The sequence below is a fragment of the Variovorax sp. NFACC27 genome (assembly GCF_048301545.1).
Taxonomy (GTDB): domain Bacteria; phylum Pseudomonadota; class Gammaproteobacteria; order Burkholderiales; family Burkholderiaceae_C; genus Variovorax; species Variovorax gossypii.
On sequence record NZ_CP157613.1, the window covers coordinates 2015436 to 2033075 of the forward strand.

The 17640-nt window shown below is 68.5% G+C and carries 20 protein-coding genes; 11 read left to right on the forward strand and 9 right to left on the reverse strand.

Going from position 1 to position 17640, the window contains the following annotated elements:
* The first annotated feature begins 3 nt into the window (after positions 1 to 3).
* Positions 4 to 981 (forward strand): tripartite tricarboxylate transporter substrate-binding protein, encoded by a 978-nt coding sequence (locus ABL840_RS09540; RefSeq protein ID WP_093305795.1) that lies wholly within the window; start codon positions 4 to 6, stop codon positions 979 to 981.
* A 23-nt stretch (positions 982 to 1004) separates the two neighbouring features.
* Here ABL840_RS09540 and ABL840_RS09545 read toward each other — a convergent pair whose 3' ends face one another.
* From ABL840_RS09545 to ABL840_RS09565, 5 genes are all read right to left on the reverse strand, one after another.
* Positions 1005 to 1448, reverse strand: coding sequence for a nucleoside deaminase (locus ABL840_RS09545; protein WP_093305793.1), 444 nt, complete (start codon positions 1446 to 1448; stop codon positions 1005 to 1007).
* A gap of 56 nt (positions 1449 to 1504) precedes the next feature.
* Positions 1505 to 1840: a hydroxyisourate hydrolase gene (gene uraH, locus ABL840_RS09550; RefSeq protein ID WP_093205314.1), complete on the reverse strand. Its 336-nt coding sequence runs from the start codon at positions 1838 to 1840 to the stop codon at positions 1505 to 1507.
* A gap of 30 nt (positions 1841 to 1870) precedes the next feature.
* Positions 1871 to 2392: a hydroxyisourate hydrolase gene (locus tag ABL840_RS09555; RefSeq protein ID WP_093305791.1), complete on the reverse strand. Its 522-nt coding sequence runs from the start codon at positions 2390 to 2392 to the stop codon at positions 1871 to 1873.
* A 122-nt stretch (positions 2393 to 2514) separates the two neighbouring features.
* The gene (gene uraD, locus ABL840_RS09560) at positions 2515 to 3042 is read right to left on the reverse strand and encodes a 2-oxo-4-hydroxy-4-carboxy-5-ureidoimidazoline decarboxylase (protein ID WP_093305789.1); all 528 of its coding nucleotides are present in this window, start codon (positions 3040 to 3042) and stop codon (positions 2515 to 2517) included.
* 35 nt (positions 3043 to 3077) lie between these two features.
* On the reverse strand, positions 3078 to 4421 hold the full coding sequence (locus ABL840_RS09565) for an MFS transporter (protein ID WP_093305787.1): 1344 nt from the start codon (positions 4419 to 4421) through the stop codon (positions 3078 to 3080).
* A gap of 182 nt (positions 4422 to 4603) precedes the next feature.
* Between ABL840_RS09565 and ABL840_RS09570 the strand changes: the two genes are divergently transcribed.
* A complete protein-coding gene (locus tag ABL840_RS09570) occupies positions 4604 to 5575 on the forward strand; it encodes a LysR substrate-binding domain-containing protein (RefSeq protein WP_093305785.1) in 972 nt (323 codons plus the stop codon).
* Between the two features lie 85 nt (positions 5576 to 5660).
* Positions 5661 to 6089 carry an SgcJ/EcaC family oxidoreductase gene (locus ABL840_RS09575; RefSeq protein WP_418116236.1) on the forward strand — a complete coding sequence of 143 codons (429 nt, stop codon included), beginning with the start codon at positions 5661 to 5663 and terminating at the stop codon, positions 6087 to 6089.
* 20 nt (positions 6090 to 6109) lie between these two features.
* On the opposite strand, the gene ABL840_RS09580 is transcribed toward ABL840_RS09575, so the two are convergent.
* Complete coding sequence (locus ABL840_RS09580) at positions 6110 to 7063, reverse strand: GlxA family transcriptional regulator (protein ID WP_093305783.1); 954 nt, start codon at positions 7061 to 7063, stop codon at positions 6110 to 6112.
* A 109-nt stretch (positions 7064 to 7172) separates the two neighbouring features.
* Between ABL840_RS09580 and ABL840_RS09585 the strand changes: the two genes are divergently transcribed.
* A complete protein-coding gene (locus ABL840_RS09585; protein WP_093205296.1) occupies positions 7173 to 8168 on the forward strand; it encodes an SLAC1 anion channel family protein in 996 nt (331 codons plus the stop codon).
* A 9-nt stretch (positions 8169 to 8177) separates the two neighbouring features.
* Here the strand turns inward: ABL840_RS09585 and ABL840_RS09590 are convergent, their stop codons facing one another.
* Positions 8178 to 8681 carry a DUF2938 domain-containing protein gene (locus ABL840_RS09590; protein ID WP_093305781.1) on the reverse strand — a complete coding sequence of 168 codons (504 nt, stop codon included), beginning with the start codon at positions 8679 to 8681 and terminating at the stop codon, positions 8178 to 8180.
* On the reverse strand, positions 8674 to 9546 hold the full coding sequence (locus ABL840_RS09595) for a class I SAM-dependent methyltransferase (protein ID WP_093305779.1): 873 nt from the start codon (positions 9544 to 9546) through the stop codon (positions 8674 to 8676). The genes ABL840_RS09590 and ABL840_RS09595 overlap by 8 nt, the downstream gene beginning before the upstream one ends.
* 75 nt (positions 9547 to 9621) lie before the next feature.
* On the opposite strand from ABL840_RS09595, the gene ABL840_RS09600 reads away from it, so the two are divergent.
* Positions 9622 to 10062, forward strand: coding sequence for a helix-turn-helix domain-containing protein (locus ABL840_RS09600; protein ID WP_093205289.1), 441 nt, complete (start codon positions 9622 to 9624; stop codon positions 10060 to 10062).
* On the opposite strand, the gene ABL840_RS09605 is transcribed toward ABL840_RS09600, so the two are convergent.
* Positions 10059 to 10874: an IclR family transcriptional regulator gene (locus ABL840_RS09605; protein WP_240652125.1), complete on the reverse strand. Its 816-nt coding sequence runs from the start codon at positions 10872 to 10874 to the stop codon at positions 10059 to 10061. The two genes, ABL840_RS09600 and ABL840_RS09605, sit on opposite strands and share 4 nt — an antisense overlap.
* A 162-nt stretch (positions 10875 to 11036) precedes the next feature.
* Here ABL840_RS09605 and ABL840_RS09610 point away from each other — a divergent pair, with 162 nt between their 5' ends.
* The 6 genes from ABL840_RS09610 to ABL840_RS09635 are packed head-to-tail and all read left to right on the forward strand — an operon-like array spanning position 11037 to position 17618.
* Positions 11037 to 11936, forward strand: coding sequence for an amidohydrolase family protein (locus ABL840_RS09610; protein ID WP_093305777.1), 900 nt, complete (start codon positions 11037 to 11039; stop codon positions 11934 to 11936).
* The gene (locus ABL840_RS09615; protein WP_093305775.1) at positions 11933 to 13450 is read left to right on the forward strand and encodes a sugar ABC transporter ATP-binding protein; all 1518 of its coding nucleotides are present in this window, start codon (positions 11933 to 11935) and stop codon (positions 13448 to 13450) included. The genes ABL840_RS09610 and ABL840_RS09615 overlap by 4 nt, the downstream gene beginning before the upstream one ends.
* Before the next feature lie 19 nt (positions 13451 to 13469).
* Complete coding sequence (locus tag ABL840_RS09620) at positions 13470 to 14507, forward strand: ABC transporter permease (protein WP_093305773.1); 1038 nt, start codon at positions 13470 to 13472, stop codon at positions 14505 to 14507.
* 47 nt (positions 14508 to 14554) lie between these two features.
* Positions 14555 to 15511, forward strand: a complete 957-nt coding sequence (locus ABL840_RS09625) for an ABC transporter substrate-binding protein (protein WP_093205279.1) — start codon at positions 14555 to 14557, stop codon at positions 15509 to 15511.
* A 26-nt stretch (positions 15512 to 15537) separates the two neighbouring features.
* Complete coding sequence (locus ABL840_RS09630) at positions 15538 to 16815, forward strand: L-fuconate dehydratase (protein ID WP_093305771.1); 1278 nt, start codon at positions 15538 to 15540, stop codon at positions 16813 to 16815.
* A 26-nt stretch (positions 16816 to 16841) separates the two neighbouring features.
* The gene (locus ABL840_RS09635; protein ID WP_093305769.1) at positions 16842 to 17618 is read left to right on the forward strand and encodes an SDR family oxidoreductase; all 777 of its coding nucleotides are present in this window, start codon (positions 16842 to 16844) and stop codon (positions 17616 to 17618) included.
* The last annotated feature ends 22 nt before the right edge of the window (positions 17619 to 17640 follow it).

A 17640-nucleotide genomic window follows, 5' to 3' on the forward strand; every position in this document is an offset into this window, starting at 1 on the left:
TCCATGAAGAAACTGTTCGCCCTCGCGGCGATCGCCGCCGCCGCCGTCGCTGCCCACGCGCAGGACTTCCCGGGCGGCAAGCCCGTCACCATCGTCGTGCCCTTCGCGGCCGGCGGCCCCACCGACCGCGTCGCGCGCGACCTGGCCGAGGCGCTGCGCAAGCCGCTCGGCGGCGCCAGCGTGATCATCGACAACGTGCCCGGCGCCGGCAGCTCCATCGGCGCAGCCAAGGTGGCGCGCGCCACGCCCGATGGCTACACGCTGCTGCTCAACCACATCGCGATGGCGACCGTGCCGAGCCTGGTGCGCAACGTGCCGTTCAAGGTCGAGACCGACTTCGAGTACCTGGGCATCGTCAACGACGTGCCGATGACGCTCATCTCCAAGCCCGGCATTCCCGCCAGCAACTACAAGGAGCTGAGCGGCTGGATCGCCGCCAACAAGGGCAAGATCAACATCGGCAACGCGGGCGTGGGCTCGGCGTCGCACCTGTGCGGCCTGCTGTACCAGAGCGCGACGAAGACGGAGATGACGCCCGTGCCCTACAAGGGCACGGCCCCCGCCATCACCGACCTGATCGGCGGCCAGATCGACCTGCTGTGCGACCAGACCACCAACACCACGCCGCACATCCAGGCGGGCAAGGTGAAGGCCTTCGCCGTCACCACTTCCAAGAGGCTGGCGCTGCCGACGCTGAAGGACCTGCCCACGCTCGACGAGGCGGGGCTGAAGAACTTCCAGGTCACGATCTGGCACGGCCTCTATGCGCCCAAGGGCACGCCCGCGCCGGTGCTGAAGAAGCTCAACGACGCGGTGAAGGTCGCGCTGAAGGACCCGGACTTCATCCATCGCGAGGAGCTGCTGGGCGCCGTGGTGGCGACCGACGGGCGCATCGAGCCCGCGGGCCACAAGAAGTTCGTGATCGACGAGATCGCGAAGTGGACGCCGGTGATCAAGGCGGCCGGGGTCTACGCGGACTGAGGCCGCGCCCCCGAGGCCTGCGGTCAGCGCATCGAGTGCGACCAGGCCTCGTACAGGTCCTCGCCCTCGTCGCGCACCGGCAGCGATCGCACGGGCATCTCGCGCTGCTCCAGCGGCCGCGCGATCTCCAGGTAGCCGCGTTCGGCCGAGAGGTCGTGCGGCTCGCCGTCCTCGTTGGAGTAGGCGTAGTACACCTCCTTCACGCCGGCCAGGTACATGGCCGTGAGGCACATGGGGCACGGGTAGCCGCTGGCGTACACGACGCTGCCCGACAGGTCGGTGCCGCCCTGGGCCTTGGCGGCGATGCGCACCGCCTGCATCTCGGCGTGGGCCGTGGGGTCGCACAGCGCGTCGACCTCGTTGACCGCCCGGGCCAGCACCTTGCCGTCGCGCACCAGCACGGCGCCGAAAGGCCAGGTCTTGCGTTCGCGCACGTTCCGCATGGCCAGCCGGATGGCGTCGACCATGTACTTCTCCGAAGTCTTGATCGGGATGGGGCATCTGTAGAAACTCCTGCGGCGGATCAGCTGCCGCGATAGGTTGAAAAGAACCAGGGTGCGCACAGCATTGGCACGTGGTAGTGCTGCGCCGCGTCGAAGATGGAGAAGCGCACGGGCACCACGTCCGAGAGCCCGTCGGCCGCCTTGAAGTGGTCGCCGACGTGGAAGCGCAGCTCGAAGTGGCCGGTGCGCGCGTCCTTGGCCGCGAGCATGGGCGCATCGGTGCGGCCGTCGGCGTTGGTGCGGGTGCCGTTGATGCGCGTGGGCGGGTTGGTCGCCACGTCGTAGAGCTCCACCTGCAGGCCCGCCAGGGGCCGCCCGTTGGTGATGTCGAGCACGTGCGTCGAGATGCCGGTCATGTCGTTTCCTCGTTGGTGAGTGCGATGGGCTCAGCTGCCGCGCGAGTAGGTGTAGCTCCACGGGCCGAACTGGATCGGCAGGTGGATGCGCTCGGCGACGTTGGCGACGCGGATGCGCACCGGCAGCTTCGTCAGGAAGGGCGGCATGGGCAGCACGGCCTTCTTGCCGGCGAAGTAGTCGTCGACGTGCAGCAGCAGTTCATAGTCGCCGGGCTGGTAGCTGTCGCCGATCAGCAGCGGATCCTCGGAGCGGCCATTGCCGTTCATGACGACGCTGCGCAGCTGCCTGTAGCTGCCGCCTTCCAGCCGGGAGAAGTCGATGCGCAGGCCGGCGGCGGCCGCGCCGTGAAAGGTGTCCAGCGCGTGCACCGTCAACCGCGGGCTCACGCCGTGCAGCACGATGGGGCCGCTGGCCCGGGCGGGGCCGGCCGGCGCGGTGCCCGGCTGCTGTGCCAGTGCCCCGCGCGCGGTGAGCGCCGCTGCGCCGAGCGCCAGTCCCGAGAGCGCGAACCGCCTGCGCGCGGGATGGTGGGATACGACTTGATTCGCCATCTTTGCTTGTCTCCTGTCGTTGTCTGCCCTTTTCCGGGCGATGGAACGCCTGGCCGGTGCGAGGGAGCACCGGCTGGCGTGAACGGGAACGTGTCGTGGGGAAGGGGAGTGCGCCGGAGGCTTCAGCCGTCCAGCAGGGCGTCGATGCGCCCTCTGGTGATGAAGCCGATCTGGTCGAGCGCGGCGCGCTGCTCGACCTCGGTGCTTGCCGCTGCGCGCGTGCGCATCGCCTCGAAGATCTGCTGCTTGGTGTTGCGGCGCACGGCGATGATGAAGGGGAAGCCGTGGCGCTCGCGGTAGGCGCGGTTCAGGTACTGCATCTCGCCCAGCTCGTCGCGGCTCAGCGCGTCGAGCCCGGCGCTGCGCTGCTCGCCGACGGACTCGGCCGTCATCGTGCCGGCCTGGGCTTCGCGGCCCGCCAGCTCCGGGTGGCCGCAGAGGAAGGCGATGCGGCGCTCCTGCGGCGCCTGCCGCACCACGTCGAGCATCGCGGCATGCAGCGCGTCGACGTCGGCGAAGGGGCGGCGCGCCCACGCGGCCTGCGCGACCCAGGGGGAGTTCTCGAAGGTCGGCCCGACGGCGGCGACGAAGGCGTCGCGGTCCATCTCGTTGAGCGCGGCCAGGTTCAGGCGGGTGGTGGTGAGGGTCATCGGTCGTTCTTTTCTTCGGTGGCGATGCCGGCCGCTCAGCGCGCGGCGGAGGCAACGGATTGCTTGCGATGCGAGGGCACGCAGGCCAGGATCAGCAAGGTTGCGCAGATCTCGACTGCCGCCACCACGTACAGGCCGGGCGAGAGGCTGCCGGTGGACGTCTTGATCAGGCCCAGCATCCAGGGCGCGCCGAAGCCGGCCAGGTTGGCGATGGAGTTGATCAGCGCCACGCCGCCGGCGGCCGCGGTGCCGGCCAGGAAGCGGTTGGGCATCTGCCAGAACACCGGGATGGCGCTCATGGTGCCGACGATGGCCAGGGTCAGGCCCACCAGCACCGCCAGCGCGCTGTGCCCCAGGAAGAGCGCGACGGCCAGCAGCGACACCGCCCCCAGCGCCGCGGCCAGGCCGCAGTGCCAGCGCGATTCCTGGTGCTTGTCGGAGTGGAAGCCGTTCCAGATCATGCCGACGGCGCCGCACAGGTAGGCCACGGCCATGATCCAGCCCACCGCCACCGGGCTGGCGAAGCCCACTTCCTTGACCAGCGTCGGGCCGTAGAAGGTCAGCGAGGAATTGGCCGCGATGATGCAGAAGAAGATCAGGATCAGCAGCCAGATGCGCCCGCTCCTGAGCGAGGCCAGCATGCTGTGCTCGCGCTGGCCCAGCGAGCGGCCGTCGCGCTCGAGGTCCTCGTGCACCAGCTGGCGCTCGCGTGCCGTGAGCCAGTCGGCCTGCTCGGGCCTGTCGGTCAGGTAGAAGTACGTGACGAAGCCGGCGATGACCGAGGGAATGCCCTCCAGCAGCAGCACCCACTGCCAGCCCGACCAGCCGTTCACGCCGTGCATGCCGGTCATGATGGTGCCGGCCAGCGGCCCGCCGATCACGCCCGCGAAGGCCGAGGCCGACATGAACATGCCGAAGGCCTTGGCGCGCCGGTCGTTGGGGAACCAGTAGGTCAGGTACAGGATGATGCCGGGGTAGAAGCCGGCCTCGAACACGCCCAGCAGGAAGCGCAGGAAATAGAACATCTCCGGCGTCTTCACGAACATCGTGGCGATGGAGGTCAGCCCCCAGCCGATGGTGATGCGCATGATGGTCTTCTTGGCCCCGATGCGCTGCAGCAGCAGGTTGCTCGGCACCTCGAAGAAGAAGTAGCCCAGGAAGAAGATGCCCGCGCCCAGGCCGTACATCGCCTCGCTCCACTTGAGCTCGTCGAGCATGGTGAGCTTGATGAAGCCGATGTTGACCCGGTCGATCCAGGCCAGCACCCACAGCAGCATCAGGAAGGGAATGAGCCGCCAGATGATCTTGCGGTAGACCCCGTCCAGCTCGGACGGGGTGGAGGAAGGCCGGACCGATGCGGCCGCTGTGGTTGATGTCATGCTTGTCTCCAGGTCCTTGATGTGGGGCGCTGCGATCCGGACCGGCAAAAGGAGCGCCGCCTGCGTGGGCACTGTAGGCACAATGGTCCGGCCGCGCGCACGGCGCGCGGAATGTGCGGCATAAACCAGAGCGATAGGTCGCGCCCCGCAACGGCGCGCCATCCGGTCGAACCCCTAGACACATGACCAGAAGCCAGGACCTTGTCGACATCCACCTGCTGCGCGTGCTGGCGGTGCTGGTGGCCGAGCGCAGCGTCTCGCGCGCGGCGGTGCGCATGAACCAGACGCAGCCGGCCGTCAGCGCGGCGCTGCGGCGCCTGCGCGACGCCTTCGGCGATCCGATCCTGGTGCGCGAGCGCGGCGGCATGGTGCCCACCGCACGGGCGCTGCAGCTGCGCGACAGCGCACGCGAAGTGCTCGGCGAGATCGACCGCATGCTGGCCGGTCCCGAGCGCTTCGAGCCCGCCTCCAGCACCATGACGTTCACCATCGCCACGCCGGACTACCTGGCGGCCAGCTTCATGGCCGAGGTGGTGGCGCGCTTCCGCGCCGAGGCGCCGCAGGCGCGCCTGCTGGTCCACCCGCTGACGCCCGGCTACGACTACGAGCGCGCGCTGGCGCAGGGCGAGCTCGACATCGTGATCGGCAACTGGCCGCTGCCGCCCGAGCGCATGCACCTGTCGCTGCTGATCGAGGACGAGCTGGTGTGCATGATGAGCCCGCGCAACCCGCTGGCCGCGCCCGATGCCATGACGCTGCCGCGCTACCTCGCGGCCGTGCACGTGGTGCCCACGCCGTTCGCCAAGTCGCACCGCGCGGTGGTCGACAGCCACCTGGCCGGGCTGCGGCAGACCCGCGACGCGCGCGTCTTCGTGCCTTACTACGCGATGGCGCCCTACCTCGTGGCCGAGAGCGACCTCGTGTTCACCACCGCGCGCCACTTCGCCGAGCAGTTCACGCGCAGCCTGCCGGTGGTGTGCGTGGCGGCCCCGGAGGGCTTTCCGCGCATGCGCTTCTACCAGCTGTGGCACGAGCGCTCGCAGCACCAGGGCGCCCATCGCTGGCTGCGAGGCCTGCTCTCGACGGTGGGTGGCCACCTGGCGCAGGCGGCGCCGGGATCGGCGAGCGGGCCGCCCGCCGACGAGGACGTGTAGAAGGCCCGTCCGTGCAACGGATCCACGATGCGCGGACGCCGGCAGGAACCCAGGTGAAGCGAGCCAGATGAACCAGATGAACCAGATGAACCATCCTGAAGATGCACCCGAAGCGTTCCAGGCCGCCTGGAACAGCCACGACATGAAGGCGCTCGCGGCGCTGTTCCACGCCAACGCGAGCTTCGTGAACCGGTTCGGACACTATGTGCGCGGCGTCGAGGAAATCGTCGGCCTGCATGCTCCCATCCACGCGACCATCTACAGCGACTCCACGCTCGACGACGAGCTGATCGACGCCACCCCGATCGGCGACGACGCCGCGGTCGTGCACTTCTGGAGCCGCCTCTCGAGCGGCCCGGCGCACCCGGCGGGACCGCATGCCGTCGACACGCTGATCCTTGCCGTGCTGACGCGGGAGGCCGGCGAGTGGCGGATCAAGGCGCTGGAGAACGTCACGCTGACGAATCCCCGCACCGGGGAAATCGTGCTCAGGGACGGCAAGAAGACGGCCTGAACGAGCGGCCGCCCGCCGCGTCAGGTCGCGAAGCGCCGGCGGTACTCCACGAGGCTGACCCCCAGGCGACGTGAGAACGCGCGCCGGAAGCCGTCCACGTTCGCATAGCCCACCGCGTCGGCCAGGCGCTTGGCAGGCGCGTCCGACTCCTCGGCCAGGCGGCGGGCGGCGTCGATTCGCGCGTTCTCCACGAACTCGGCGGGCGTCGTTCCCGTCTCGCTGCGGAAGATGCGCGCGAAGCTTCTTTCGCTCATGCCCGCGCGCGCGGCGAGGGCGGGTACGGACAGGTCGTCCTTCAGGTTCGCGAGCACGTGGTCCTGCACCGCGCGCACGCCGGAGCGCCCGGAGGTCTGCGCCGCCAGGTGCGCGCTGAACTGGCTCTGGCCGCCGGGGCGCTTGAGGAACATCACCAGCTGGCGCGCCACGCGCAGCGCCAGTTCGCGGCCGTGGTCCTCTTCCACCATCGCGAGCGCGAGGTCCATGCCGGCGGTGACCCCGGCCGAGGTGAAGAGGTTGCCGTCCTTCACGTAGATGGCGTCCGCCTCGACGCGCGCACGCGGGTATGCGGCCGCGAGGCCGGAGGCGACGTTCCAGTGGGTCGCGACGCGCTTGCCGTCGAGCAGCCCCGAGGCCGCCAGCACGAAGGCGCCGGAGCACACCGAGCCGTAGCGCCGCACGCTGCCCGCCTGGCGCCGGAGCCAGTCCTGCAACTGCGTGTCGCTTTCCATGTCCTCGATGCGGGGGCTGCCCGCGACCAGCAGGGTGTCGATGGCGCCGCGGTGCGTTTCCACGGTGGCGTCGACGGCCAGCTTGAGGCCGCCGCTGCTCTTGAGCACGCCTGCCTTGGTGCCGATCACCTGCACCTGGTAGGCGCGCGGATTGCCGAGCTGGTGCGAGGCCTCGGCAAAGACGTCGGCGGGCCCGGCGATGTCGAGCAACTGGAAACGGGGAAAGGCGAGGATGGCGATGCGCATGGCTGACAAGGTCCGGGGATTGGCTGAAAACGCCGTGAACCGGGGACGGCGACGACTGGAGTCTGGCGGAAAATATCAACTAATGCAAATTCAGCCAAAGGTGCCAGCCATGCAAAGCCAGTCACTGAACCCTTCCTCATCCGTCGTTGCGCCGCGCGCCGAAGTCTCCGTGCGCAACCTTCCAGTCAACCTCTTCGCCTCCGTGATGGGCCTGTCGGGCCTGGCCCTCGCGTGGCGGCTCGTGCACGAAAGCCTGGGTGTGCCGGCATTCGTCGGCGAGGCCGTGGGGGCGTTCGCGTTGGTCGTCTTCGTGCTCATCTCGGCTGGCTACCTGACGAAGCTCGCGAGGCACCCGCAGGCGGTGCAGGCGGAGTTCAGGCACCCGGTGGCGGGCAACTTCTTCGGCACCATCGCGATCTCGGTGCTGCTGCTGTCGGTGGTGATCGCACCCTACAGCGCGCCCGTCGCGCACTTCGCCTGGACCGTGGGCCTGATCGCGACCATCGCGCTGAGCTTCGTCGTGCTGTCCCGGCTGCTGAAGGGGCAGGTGGATGCGTCGCTCGCCGTGCCGGCCTGGATCATCCCCGGCGTGGCCACGCTCGACATTCCCGTCACCGGCGCCCACATGCCGATGGCGTGGGCCGGCGAAGTCAACCTGGCCGCGAGCGCGATCGGTGCCGTGCTGGCGCTCGTGCTCTTCACGATGATCATCGGCCGGCTCGTGCATCGCGACCCGCTCGCTCCCGCCATGGAGCCTTCACTGATGATCCTGGTGGCGCCCTTCGCGGTGGGCTTCCTCGCGTACACCAACGTCGTCGGCGAGATCGACCGCTTCGCCGCGATGCTCTTCTACTTCGGCCTCTTCATCTTCGCGGTGGTCGCGCCGAAGGTGTTCCGCAAGGGCGCGACGTTCTCGCCGAACTGGTGGGCGATAGGCTTCCCGATGGCCGCTCTCGCCAACGCGGCGCTGAAGTACGCGGAGCTGCGCGCGAGCGTCGCGCTCTGGGTCGTCGCTCTGGTGCTGCTGGCCGCGCTGAACGTCGCGCTGGCTGTTCTCACGGTGAAGACCGTTCGGATCGCGCTCAACGGGAAGCTGTTCGCGTAAGCCTGCGGGTCAGGCTGCGAGGGCAAGCGCGGCCACCCAGCCGGCCGCATAGAGCCCCAGCCCGAAGACCGCGTGCGTGACCAGGCTGTGCAGCCGTGCCGCCATGGGCCGTGGCGTGCGGCTTGCCGCGATGCCGGCGCCCATGGCCGGCTGCATCACCAGGAAGGGCGCCGCCACGCTGCCGATGCCGACGATCATGGCCGGGCCGAGCGTGGGGTTGCCGGCCCACGCCGGCCCCCAGCCGGCGAACAGCAAGGCCGCGAAGGCGATGCCGATGGCGTAGTGCGCCGCCCACCCGAGCGCCCGCTCGCCGCGCGCGGGTGGGGTTGCGGCGATGGGGGGGTGGCGAAAGCGGCCATGCGGCAGATAGGCGAGCCAGCGGCCCACCAGTGCGTAGTCGAGCAAGGGAACGCCGAGCAGCCGCCTGCGGGCGATGGCCCAGAGGTCCATCGCCGCCGTCGCGCCCACGCCGGTCAGCAGCATGCTCGCGAGCAGCTTCGTGCCTTCAGTCATTCCGGTTTCTCCCCGGCGCGTGCGCGGCGACCATCCAGCAGGCCGCGACCAGGCGGACTTCGTCTCCGTGCACGAAAGGCTCGAAGGCGGCGCGGACCGTGCCGATGACCCGTTCGCGCGTGCGCTCGTCCACCTGCCGCAGCGCCAGGCCGACCGGGCCGAGCCGGCTCAGGTAGCCGACGAGATCTTTCTCCGGCAGGGTGCAAGGCAGGTCGACGGGCCGGATGTCGATGCCGCGCCAGCCGCTTTCCTCGAGGATGGCTTCCACACGATGCCTGTCCGCAAAGCCGAACTGGCCCGGCGCGTTCGGCTGTCGAGGCGGAAGGTCCGGCAGCAGCGGAGCGGCAGCGCGCTCGGCGGTGGTCATGAAGGGGTTCTCGGCCGCGCCGCGCCAGGCGATGAAGTGCAGTGCGGCACCGTCCTTCGCGGCACGCCGCAGGTTGGAGAAGGCGCGAACCGGGTCGTCGAAGAACATCACTCCGAGGCGCGAGACGATGCTGTCGAAGCTCGCGGGCTCGAATGCATGCGTCTGGGCATCGGCGCAGACGAAGCGTGCCGCCGCGCCTTCGCGCACGGCGCGACCTTGGGCGGCGGCGATCATCGGCTCCGAGATGTCGATGCCGGTGCAATCCGCGCCGGGGCCGAGCGCTCGTGCGATGGCCAGCGTGGTGCCGCCGGTGCCGCAGCCCACGTCGAGCACGCGGCCCGTCGGCGGGCTGCTGGCGCATGCGGCTTCCACGAGCAGCTTTTCCAGGGGACGGAACAGATGGTCGAGCGTCGTCTGCGCGTCGACCCAGGCGTTCCCGGCCGGGCCGTTCCAGAGCCTGGCCTGTTCGCCGCCGGGCTGCTGTGCGGTTCTTTCCATGATGGTTTCCTCTTGCTTGCCTTCGGGAGGCGGAAACCGCACTATGCAAACTCAAGCCGGCTTGAGGTCAAGAGGATGAAGCAACTGGATATTGCCGAGGTGGCGCAGCGCTCCGGCGTGCCTGCCTCGACGCTGCGCTATTACGACGAGAAGGGGCTGATCGCCCCCATCGGGCGGCAGGGCCTGCGCCGCGTGTTCGACGCCAACGTGCTGGAGCGCCTGGCGCTCATCGCGCTGGGTCGCGCGGCCGGTTTTTCGCTGGACGAGATCGCGCGCATGTTCGGGCCCAACGGGCAGCCGCGCATCGACCGGCTGATGCTCACCGCCAAGGCGGACGAGCTCGACCGCACGATCCGCAACCTGAGCGCGATGCGCGACGGCCTGCGGCATGCGGCCGTCTGCCGTGCGCCCAGCCACATGGAGTGCCCGACCTTCCGGCGCATCCTCGGCGCCGCTGCATCGGGCGCCATCGGCGGGCGGAAGGAGAAAAAGAAGAAGGTCCCGACGCCGCCCTAGGCGTTCGCCAGCAGCGAGAGATCGCGCGCCGCCTGCAGCATGAGCTCGCGCGCGCGGTCCAGCGACGGGATCGCATGGCGGTCGATGCGCCGGATGTACGGCGTGGTGAGCACCGCCAGCGCATGCCCGTGCGGGCCGAGGATGGGGCAGGAGATGTCGATCACGCCGAAGTACTGCAGGCTCTCGCGCTGCCGGTAGCCGGTGGCGCGCACGGCTTCGAGCATGTGCTCCAGCTCGTCGGGCGGAATCTGCACCTCGCCGTCGAGCGCGACGTGCTCGGCCACCATCTGCCGGCGCCGCTCGTCCGATTCGCAGGCCAGCAGCACCTGGCCCGAGCCGGTGTCGAGCAGGTTCACGCGCGTGCCGGGCCGCACCGTCATGCCGCAGGTGGCGGGGCTGCTGACCTGCGCCACGATCTGCACGTTGCCCCGGTCGTACACGCCCAGGTGGCACGACTGCTCGGCTTCCTTCACGTAGCGGTCCATCACGGGCAGGGCCTGCGTCACCAGCCGGTGGTTCGGCGGATAGCGGTGCGCCAGGTCGAACATCTTCAGGCTCAGGCTGTAGCGGTCGCCTGCGAGCGAGCGCAGCACGTACTGGCGCGCCACCAGCCGTTCGAGCATGCGGTAGATCTCGCTCGGGCCACGGTCGAGCGCCTTCACGATCTCGCCGCGCGTCAGGCCCTCGGGCTGGTCGGCGAGCAGTTCGAGGATGTCCAGGCCCTTGTCCAGCGCGGGCGCGCGGTAGCGATCCTGAGGCTCCTGGTCTTCGGCCGGCTTGCCGAGGATGTCGGGTTGAATCGATTTGTTCACCAATGAATTTCAACAGCAAGAACTGCTGTTTGCAAGTTTCGTTTTACGGGAAAGCACCCATGAAGCGAGCTTGACGTTGAAAGTTCGTATGTAAATACTCTGTTCACGAATGGACTAGAGAGGCAAGGCGTTCGGCAGCTTCACCGCTGCCCGCGACCCGAAATGATCCAGCGCATCGACTCGCATCAGCACTTCTGGCGGCCCTCGCGCGGCGACTACACGTGGTTGCGCGCCGACGAGCCCGCGCTGGCGCCGCTGCTGCGCAACTTCATGCCCGAAGACCTGGCGCCGCTGCTGCGTGCCCACGGCGTGAGCCGGACCGTGCTGGTGCAGGCCGCCGAGTCCGGGGCCGAGACCGAATTCCTGCTCGACATCGCCGACACCCATGAAGAGATCGGCGGCGTGGTCGGCTGGGTCGACCTGAGCCGGCCAAGCGCGACCGCCTCGCTGGAGCGCCTGGCGCGCAATCGCAAGTTCAAGGGCGTGCGGCCGATGCTGCAGGACCTGCCCGACGACGACTGGATCGTGCGTCGCCCACGTCCCGACGCACTGCGCGCCATGCTGCGCCTGGGCCTGCGCTTTGACGCGCTGGTGAAGCCGAGGCATCTTTCGCCGCTGCTCCAGTTCCTGAAGCAGTGGCCGCAGCTGCCGGTGGTGATCGACCACGCGGCCAAGCCGCCGGTGGGTGCGCACGGCAGCGACGACTTTGCCCGGTGGCGCGAGGACATCGCCGCCGTGGCGGCACTGCCGCAGGTGTGCTGCAAGTTCTCGGGGCTGTGGACCGAGGCGCCGTCCGCGATGCAGCGCGATGCGGATGTCGTCACCCACGCGGTGCGTCCCGTGTGGGAGCACCTGCTCGAGGTGTTCGGCCCCGCGCGCCTGATGTGGGGCAGCGACTGGCCCGTGCTCACGCTGGCCGGCGACTACGCGGGCTGGATCGTCGTGAGCGAAGGCTGCATCGGCGGCCTTTCGCCGCAGGAGCAGGCCAGCGTCTGGAGCGGCACCGCCCGGCGCTTCTACGACCTGCCATCCCACCAGGAAAGCCACCAGGAAAGCCCATGACGCAACCCGTCGTAGCCATCCGCGACCTGAGCAAGGCCTTCGCCGGCGTGCGCGCGCTCGACAGGGCGCAGTTCGAGCTGCTGCCCGGCGAGGTGCATGCGCTCATGGGCGAGAACGGCGCGGGCAAGTCCACGCTGATGAAGGTGCTGGCGGGCGTCTACCGCAAGGACTCGGGCGAGGTGCTGCTCGACGGGCGGCCCGTGGACATCGAGAGCCCGCGCGCCGCGCAGGCGCTGGGCATCGGAATCATCCATCAGGAGCTCAACCTGATGAACCACCTGAGCGCCGCGCAGAACATCTTCATCGGCCGCGAGCCGCGCGGGCGCTTCGGCGTCTTCATCGACGAGGAGGCCATGTGCCAGGAGGCGCAGCGCATCTTCGAGCGCATGAACCTGAAGCTCGACCCGCGCACGCCGGTGGGCGAGCTCACGGTGGCCAGGCAGCAGATGGTGGAGATCGCCAAGGCGCTCTCGTTCGACTCGCGCGTGCTCATCATGGACGAGCCCACCGCCGCGCTGAACAACGAGGAGGTGGCCGACCTGTTCCGCATCATCGCGCGGCTGAAGTCGCGCGGCGTGGCCATCGTCTACATCTCGCACAAGATGGACGAGCTCAAGCGCATCGCCGACCGCGTGACCGTGATGCGCGACGGCCAGTACATCGCCACCGTGCCGATGGCGACCACGCCGATGGACACGCTCATCGCCATGATGGTGGGCCGCCAGCTCGCCGAGGCCGAGCACGAGATGCCCGACACCTCGGGCAACGAGGTCGTGCTCGAGGCCAGGGGCATCCGCCGCGGCTCGATGGTGCGCGACGCGAGCTTCGTGCTGCGCCGCGGCGAGATCCTCGGCTTCGCGGGGCTGATGGGCGCGGGCCGCACCGAGCTGGCGCGCGCCGTGTTCGGCGCCGACCGCATCGACGCGGGCGAAGTCTTCGTGCATGGCAAGAAGGTGTCGATCTGCTCCCCTGAGGACGCGGTGGCCCACGGCATCGGCTACCTGTCGGAAGACCGCAAGCACTTCGGCCTGGCCACCGGCATGGACGTGGAAACCAATATCGCGCTCGCGAGCATGAAGCGCTTCCTGTCGACGGGCTTCTTCATCGACCAGGCTGCCGTCGAGTCGGCCGGCGAGCGCTACGTGCGGCAGCTGGGCATCAAGACGCCTTCGGTGCGCCAGCAGGTACGGCTGCTGTCGGGCGGCAACCAGCAGAAGATCGTCATCGCCAAGTGGCTGCTGCGCGATTGCAGCGTGCTCTTCTTCGACGAGCCCACGCGCGGCATCGACGTGGGCGCCAAGGCCGAGATCTACCGCCTGCTCAACGAACTGGCCGCGCAGGGCAAGGCCATCGTCATCATTTCCTCGGAACTGCCCGAGATCCTGCGCCTGAGCCACCGCGTGCTCGTGATGTGCGAAGGCCGCATCACTGGCGAGCTCGCGGCGCGCGAAGCCTCGCAGGAAAAGATCATGCAGCTCGCCACCCGGCGTGAAGCTGCGACCGCCGCCCCCTGACCACGACTGGAGACTCCCCTTGACGACCCCGACCGTGACCACCGCCACCGCACAGAGCTTCTCGCCGAAGACGCTGAAGGACAGGCTCTTCCGGCCCGCCACGCGGCAGAAGCTGCTGGCCTTCGCCAGCCTCGTCGCGCTGATGGTGTTCTTCAGCTTCGCCTCGCCGCAGTTCCTGCAGGCCGACAACCTCGTGGGCATCCTGCAGTCGACGGCGGTGAACGGCGTGCTCGCCATCGCCTGCACCTTCGTCATCATCACCTCGGGCATCGACCTCTCGGTGGGCACGCTGATGACCTTCTGCGCCGTCATGACGGGCGTGGTGCTCACCTACATGGGCATGCCGCTGTGGCTGGGCATCTGCGCGGCGATCTTCTTCGGGGCGTTGAGCGGCTTTGTCTCGGGCCTGCTGATCGCCAAGCTCAAGATCCCGCCTTTCATCGCGACGCTGGGCATGATGATGCTGCTCAAGGGGCTGTCGCTGGTGATCTCGGGCACCAAGCCGATCTACTTCAACGACACGCCGGGCTTCACCGCCATCTCGCAGGATTCGCTGATCGGCGACATCGTGCCCTCGCTGCCCATTCCCAACGCGGTGCTGATCCTGTTCCTGGTGGCGGTGGCCGCGAGCATCGTGCTCAACCGGACCATCCTCGGGCGCTACACCTTCGCGCTCGGCAGCAACGAGGAGGCGGTACGCCTGTCGGGCGTGAACACCGACTTCTGGAAGATCGTGGTCTACACGGTGAGCGGCGGCATCTGCGGCATCGCGGGGCTGCTGATCGCCTCGCGCCTGAACTCGGCCCAGCCCGCGCTGGGGCAGGGCTACGAGCTCGACGCCATCGCGGCGGTGGTCATCGGCGGCACCTCGCTCAGCGGCGGCACCGGCACCATCGTGGGCACCATCATCGGCGCCTTCATCATGAGCGTGCTCACCAACGGCCTGCGCATTCTCTCGGTCGCGCAGGAATGGCAGACGGTGGTCACTGGCGTGATCATCATCCTGGCCGTGTACGCCGACATCCTGCGCCGTCGCAGCGGCAGCAAGACGCACTGAATTCCCCGCGTTCCCGATCCGTTCCATACAACCACAGGAGACTTCGCATGATCCAGAGAAGAGCAGTCGTCGCGTGCACGCTGGGCGCGGCCCTCGTCAGCTTGTCGGGCCTCGCGCAGGCGCAGCAGGCACAGGAGATCTACATCCCGCTCGTGTCCAAGGGCTTCCAGCACCAGTTCTGGCAGGCCGTGAAGTCGGGCGCAGAGCAGGCCGGCAAGGACCTGAAGGTGAAGGTGAGCTTCGAGGGCCCCGAGACCGAGGCCATGGTCGACAAGCAGATCGACATGCTCTCGGCCGCGCTCGCCAAGAAGCCGCAGGCCATCGGCTTCGCAGCGCTCGACAGCCAGGCCGCGATTCCGCTGCTGAAGAAGGCGCAGGCCGCGAAGATTCCCGTGGTGGCCTTCGACTCGGGCGTGGACAGCGACATCCCGGTGACCACGACCACCACCGACAACAAGGCCGCCGCCGCGCTGGCCGCGGACAAGATGGCCGAGCTGATCGGCAAGAGCGGCGAGGTCGCGCTGGTGGTGCACGACCAGACCAGCCGCACCGGCGTCGACCGGCGCGACGGCTTCGTCAACCGCATGAAGTCGGCCTACCCGAACATCAAGATCGTGAGCGTGCAGTACGGCGGCGGCGACCAGCTGAAGTCGACCGAGATCACCAAGTCGATACTGCAGGCCTCGCCCAACCTCAAGGGCATCTTCGGCGCCAACGAGGGTTCGGCCATCGGCGTGGTCAACGGCGTGAAGGAGATGAAGCGCACCGGCAAGGTCGTGATCATCGGCTACGACTCGGGCAAGCAGCAGAAGAACGCGATCATGGACGGCAGCATGGCCGGCGCCATCACGCAGAACCCGGTGGGCATGGGCTACAAGACCGTCGAGATGGCGGTGAAGGCCGTCAAGGGCGAGAAGCTGCCGAAGATCGTCGACACCGGCTTCTTCTGGTACGACAAGACCAACATCGCCGACCCGAAGATCGCCGCGGTGCTGTACGACTGATCCGCAGGCGAACGAAGAGAGACCCCATGACCATCGTCCGCTCCATGCGCGTGCTCGACGTGCGCTTTCCCACCTCGAAGCATCTGGACGGCTCCGATGCGATGAACCCCGATCCGGACTATTCGGCGGCGTACGTCGTTCTCGAGACCGACCGGCCGGGGCTGGAAGGTCATGGCCTCACGTTCACGATCGGCCGCGGCAACGAGATCTGCTGCGCGGCCATCGAGGCGATGCGACACCTGGTCGTGGGGCTCGACCTGGCATGGGTGGCCGAGGACATGGGGCGCTTCTGGCGGCACGTGACTTCCGACAGCCAGCTGCGCTGGATCGGCCCAGACAAGGGGGCGATCCATCTCGCGACCGGCGCGGTGGTCAACGCGATGTGGGACCTGTGGGCCAAGTCCGAAGGCAAGCCCGTGTGGCAGCTCGTGGCCGACATGACGCCCGAGGAGCTGGTGCGCTGCATCGACTTCCGCTACATCACCGACTGCATCGCGCCCGACGAGGCGCTGGCTCTGCTGCGCGAAGCATCGCGCGGCAAGGAAGAGCGCATCGCCACGCTGAAGGCCGAGGGCTACCCCTGCTACACCACCTCGGCCGGCTGGCTCGGCTACTCCGACGGCAAGTTGCGGCGCCTCGCGCAGGAGGCGATCGACGCGGGCTTCAGTCACATCAAGCTCAAGGTGGGACGCGACCTGCAGGACGACATCCGCCGCCTGACCGTGGCGCGCGAGGTGCTCGGGCCCGACCGGCACCTGATGATCGACGCCAACCAGGTCTGGGAGGTGGGGCAGGCCATCGACTGGGTGCGGCAGCTTGCCTTTGCCAAGCCCTGGTTCATCGAGGAGCCCACCAGCCCGGACGACGTGGAAGGCCATCGCAAGATCCGCGAGGGCATTTCGCCGGTCAAGGTGGCCACTGGCGAGATGTGCCAGAACCGCATCATGTTCAAGCAGTTCATCATGCGCGGCGGCATCGACGTGGTGCAGATCGATGCCTGCCGGCTCGGCGGCGTGAACGAGATCCTGGCGGTGATGCTGATGGCCGCGAAGTACAGGCTGCCCGTGTGCCCTCACGCCGGCGGCGTGGGGCTGTGCGAGTACGTGCAGCACCTGTCGATGATCGACTACCTTTGCATCTCGGGCACGCGCGAGGGCCGCGTGGCCGAATATGTCGACCACCTGCACGAACACTTCGTCGAACCCTGCGAGGTCCGCAACGCGGCCTACATGCCGCCGAAGGGGCCGGGCTTCTCGATCACGATGAAGCCGCAGTCGCTGGAGCAGTACCGCTTTCGCGGATAAGTGGACAAGGAAAGGCATCGCACACCATGGACCTGCATCTGAAAGACAAGGTGGTGATCGTCACCGGCGGCGGCAGCGGCATCGGCGCGGCCATCTCGATGGCGCTGGCGCAAGAAGGCGCGGTGCCGGTGATCTTCGGCAAGAACCCGCTCGAGGCGCCTTTCGAGGAAGCGTTGTGCACGCTGCAGCCGTGCACGCGCTTCTTCCAGCTCGAGCTGATGGAGGAGGCCGCCTGCGTCAAGGCCATCGCCGACACAGTCGCCGAGCTCGGGCGCATCGACGGGCTGGTCAACAACGCGGGCGTGAACGACAGCGTGGGGCTGGAGGCGGGGCGCGATGCCTTCGTCTCCTCGCTCGAACGCAACCTGATCCACTGCTACGTGATGGCGCATCACTGCCTGCCGCACCTGAAGGCGAGCCGCGGCGCCATCGTGAACATCTCGTCGAAGACGGCGGTAACGGGGCAGGGCAACACCAGCGGCTACACGGCGGCCAAGGGCGCGCAGTTGTCGCTCACGCGCGAGTGGGCCGCTTCGCTGCTGGAAGACGGCGTTCGCGTGAACGCGGTGATCCCGGCCGAAGTGATGACGCCGCTCTACCAGCGCTGGATTTCCGCATTCGACGAGCCCGACCGCAAGCTGGCCGACATCACCGACAAGATCCCGCTCGGGCGCCGCATGACGACGCCAGAGGAGATCGCCGACAGCGTCGTGTTCCTCCTGTCGGAGCGCGCCTCGCACACGACCGGGCAATGGGTGTTCGTCGACGGCGGCTATACGCATCTCGACCGGGCGCTGACCTGACCCTTTCCACTTTCCGATCGGA

Excerpts from the sequence above, each read along its gene's own strand:
- ABL840_RS09575 (WP_418116236.1), top strand. The coding sequence starts at position 5,661 with ATGAACCATCCTGAAGATGCACCCGAAGCGTTCCAGGCCGCCTGGAAC.
- uraD (WP_093305789.1), bottom strand. The coding sequence starts at position 3,042 with ATGACCCTCACCACCACCCGCCTGAACCTGGCCGCGCTCAACGAGATG.
- ABL840_RS09610 (WP_093305777.1), top strand. The coding sequence starts at position 11,037 with ATGATCCAGCGCATCGACTCGCATCAGCACTTCTGGCGGCCCTCGCGC.
- ABL840_RS09615 (WP_093305775.1), top strand. The coding sequence starts at position 11,933 with ATGACGCAACCCGTCGTAGCCATCCGCGACCTGAGCAAGGCCTTCGCC.
- ABL840_RS09630 (WP_093305771.1), top strand. The coding sequence starts at position 15,538 with ATGACCATCGTCCGCTCCATGCGCGTGCTCGACGTGCGCTTTCCCACC.
- ABL840_RS09545 (WP_093305793.1), bottom strand. The coding sequence starts at position 1,448 with ATGGTCGACGCCATCCGGCTGGCCATGCGGAACGTGCGCGAACGCAAG.
- ABL840_RS09625 (WP_093205279.1), top strand. The coding sequence starts at position 14,555 with ATGATCCAGAGAAGAGCAGTCGTCGCGTGCACGCTGGGCGCGGCCCTC.
- ABL840_RS09580 (WP_093305783.1), bottom strand. The coding sequence starts at position 7,063 with ATGCGCATCGCCATCCTCGCCTTTCCCCGTTTCCAGTTGCTCGACATC.
- ABL840_RS09585 (WP_093205296.1), top strand. The coding sequence starts at position 7,173 with ATGCAAAGCCAGTCACTGAACCCTTCCTCATCCGTCGTTGCGCCGCGC.
- ABL840_RS09590 (WP_093305781.1), bottom strand. The coding sequence starts at position 8,681 with ATGACTGAAGGCACGAAGCTGCTCGCGAGCATGCTGCTGACCGGCGTG.
- ABL840_RS09600 (WP_093205289.1), top strand. The coding sequence starts at position 9,622 with ATGAAGCAACTGGATATTGCCGAGGTGGCGCAGCGCTCCGGCGTGCCT.
- ABL840_RS09555 (WP_093305791.1), bottom strand. The coding sequence starts at position 2,392 with ATGGCGAATCAAGTCGTATCCCACCATCCCGCGCGCAGGCGGTTCGCG.
- ABL840_RS09565 (WP_093305787.1), bottom strand. The coding sequence starts at position 4,421 with ATGACATCAACCACAGCGGCCGCATCGGTCCGGCCTTCCTCCACCCCG.
- ABL840_RS09570 (WP_093305785.1), top strand. The coding sequence starts at position 4,604 with ATGACCAGAAGCCAGGACCTTGTCGACATCCACCTGCTGCGCGTGCTG.
- uraH (WP_093205314.1), bottom strand. The coding sequence starts at position 1,840 with ATGACCGGCATCTCGACGCACGTGCTCGACATCACCAACGGGCGGCCC.
- ABL840_RS09595 (WP_093305779.1), bottom strand. The coding sequence starts at position 9,546 with ATGGAAAGAACCGCACAGCAGCCCGGCGGCGAACAGGCCAGGCTCTGG.
- ABL840_RS09540 (WP_093305795.1), top strand. The coding sequence starts at position 4 with ATGAAGAAACTGTTCGCCCTCGCGGCGATCGCCGCCGCCGCCGTCGCT.
- ABL840_RS09635 (WP_093305769.1), top strand. The coding sequence starts at position 16,842 with ATGGACCTGCATCTGAAAGACAAGGTGGTGATCGTCACCGGCGGCGGC.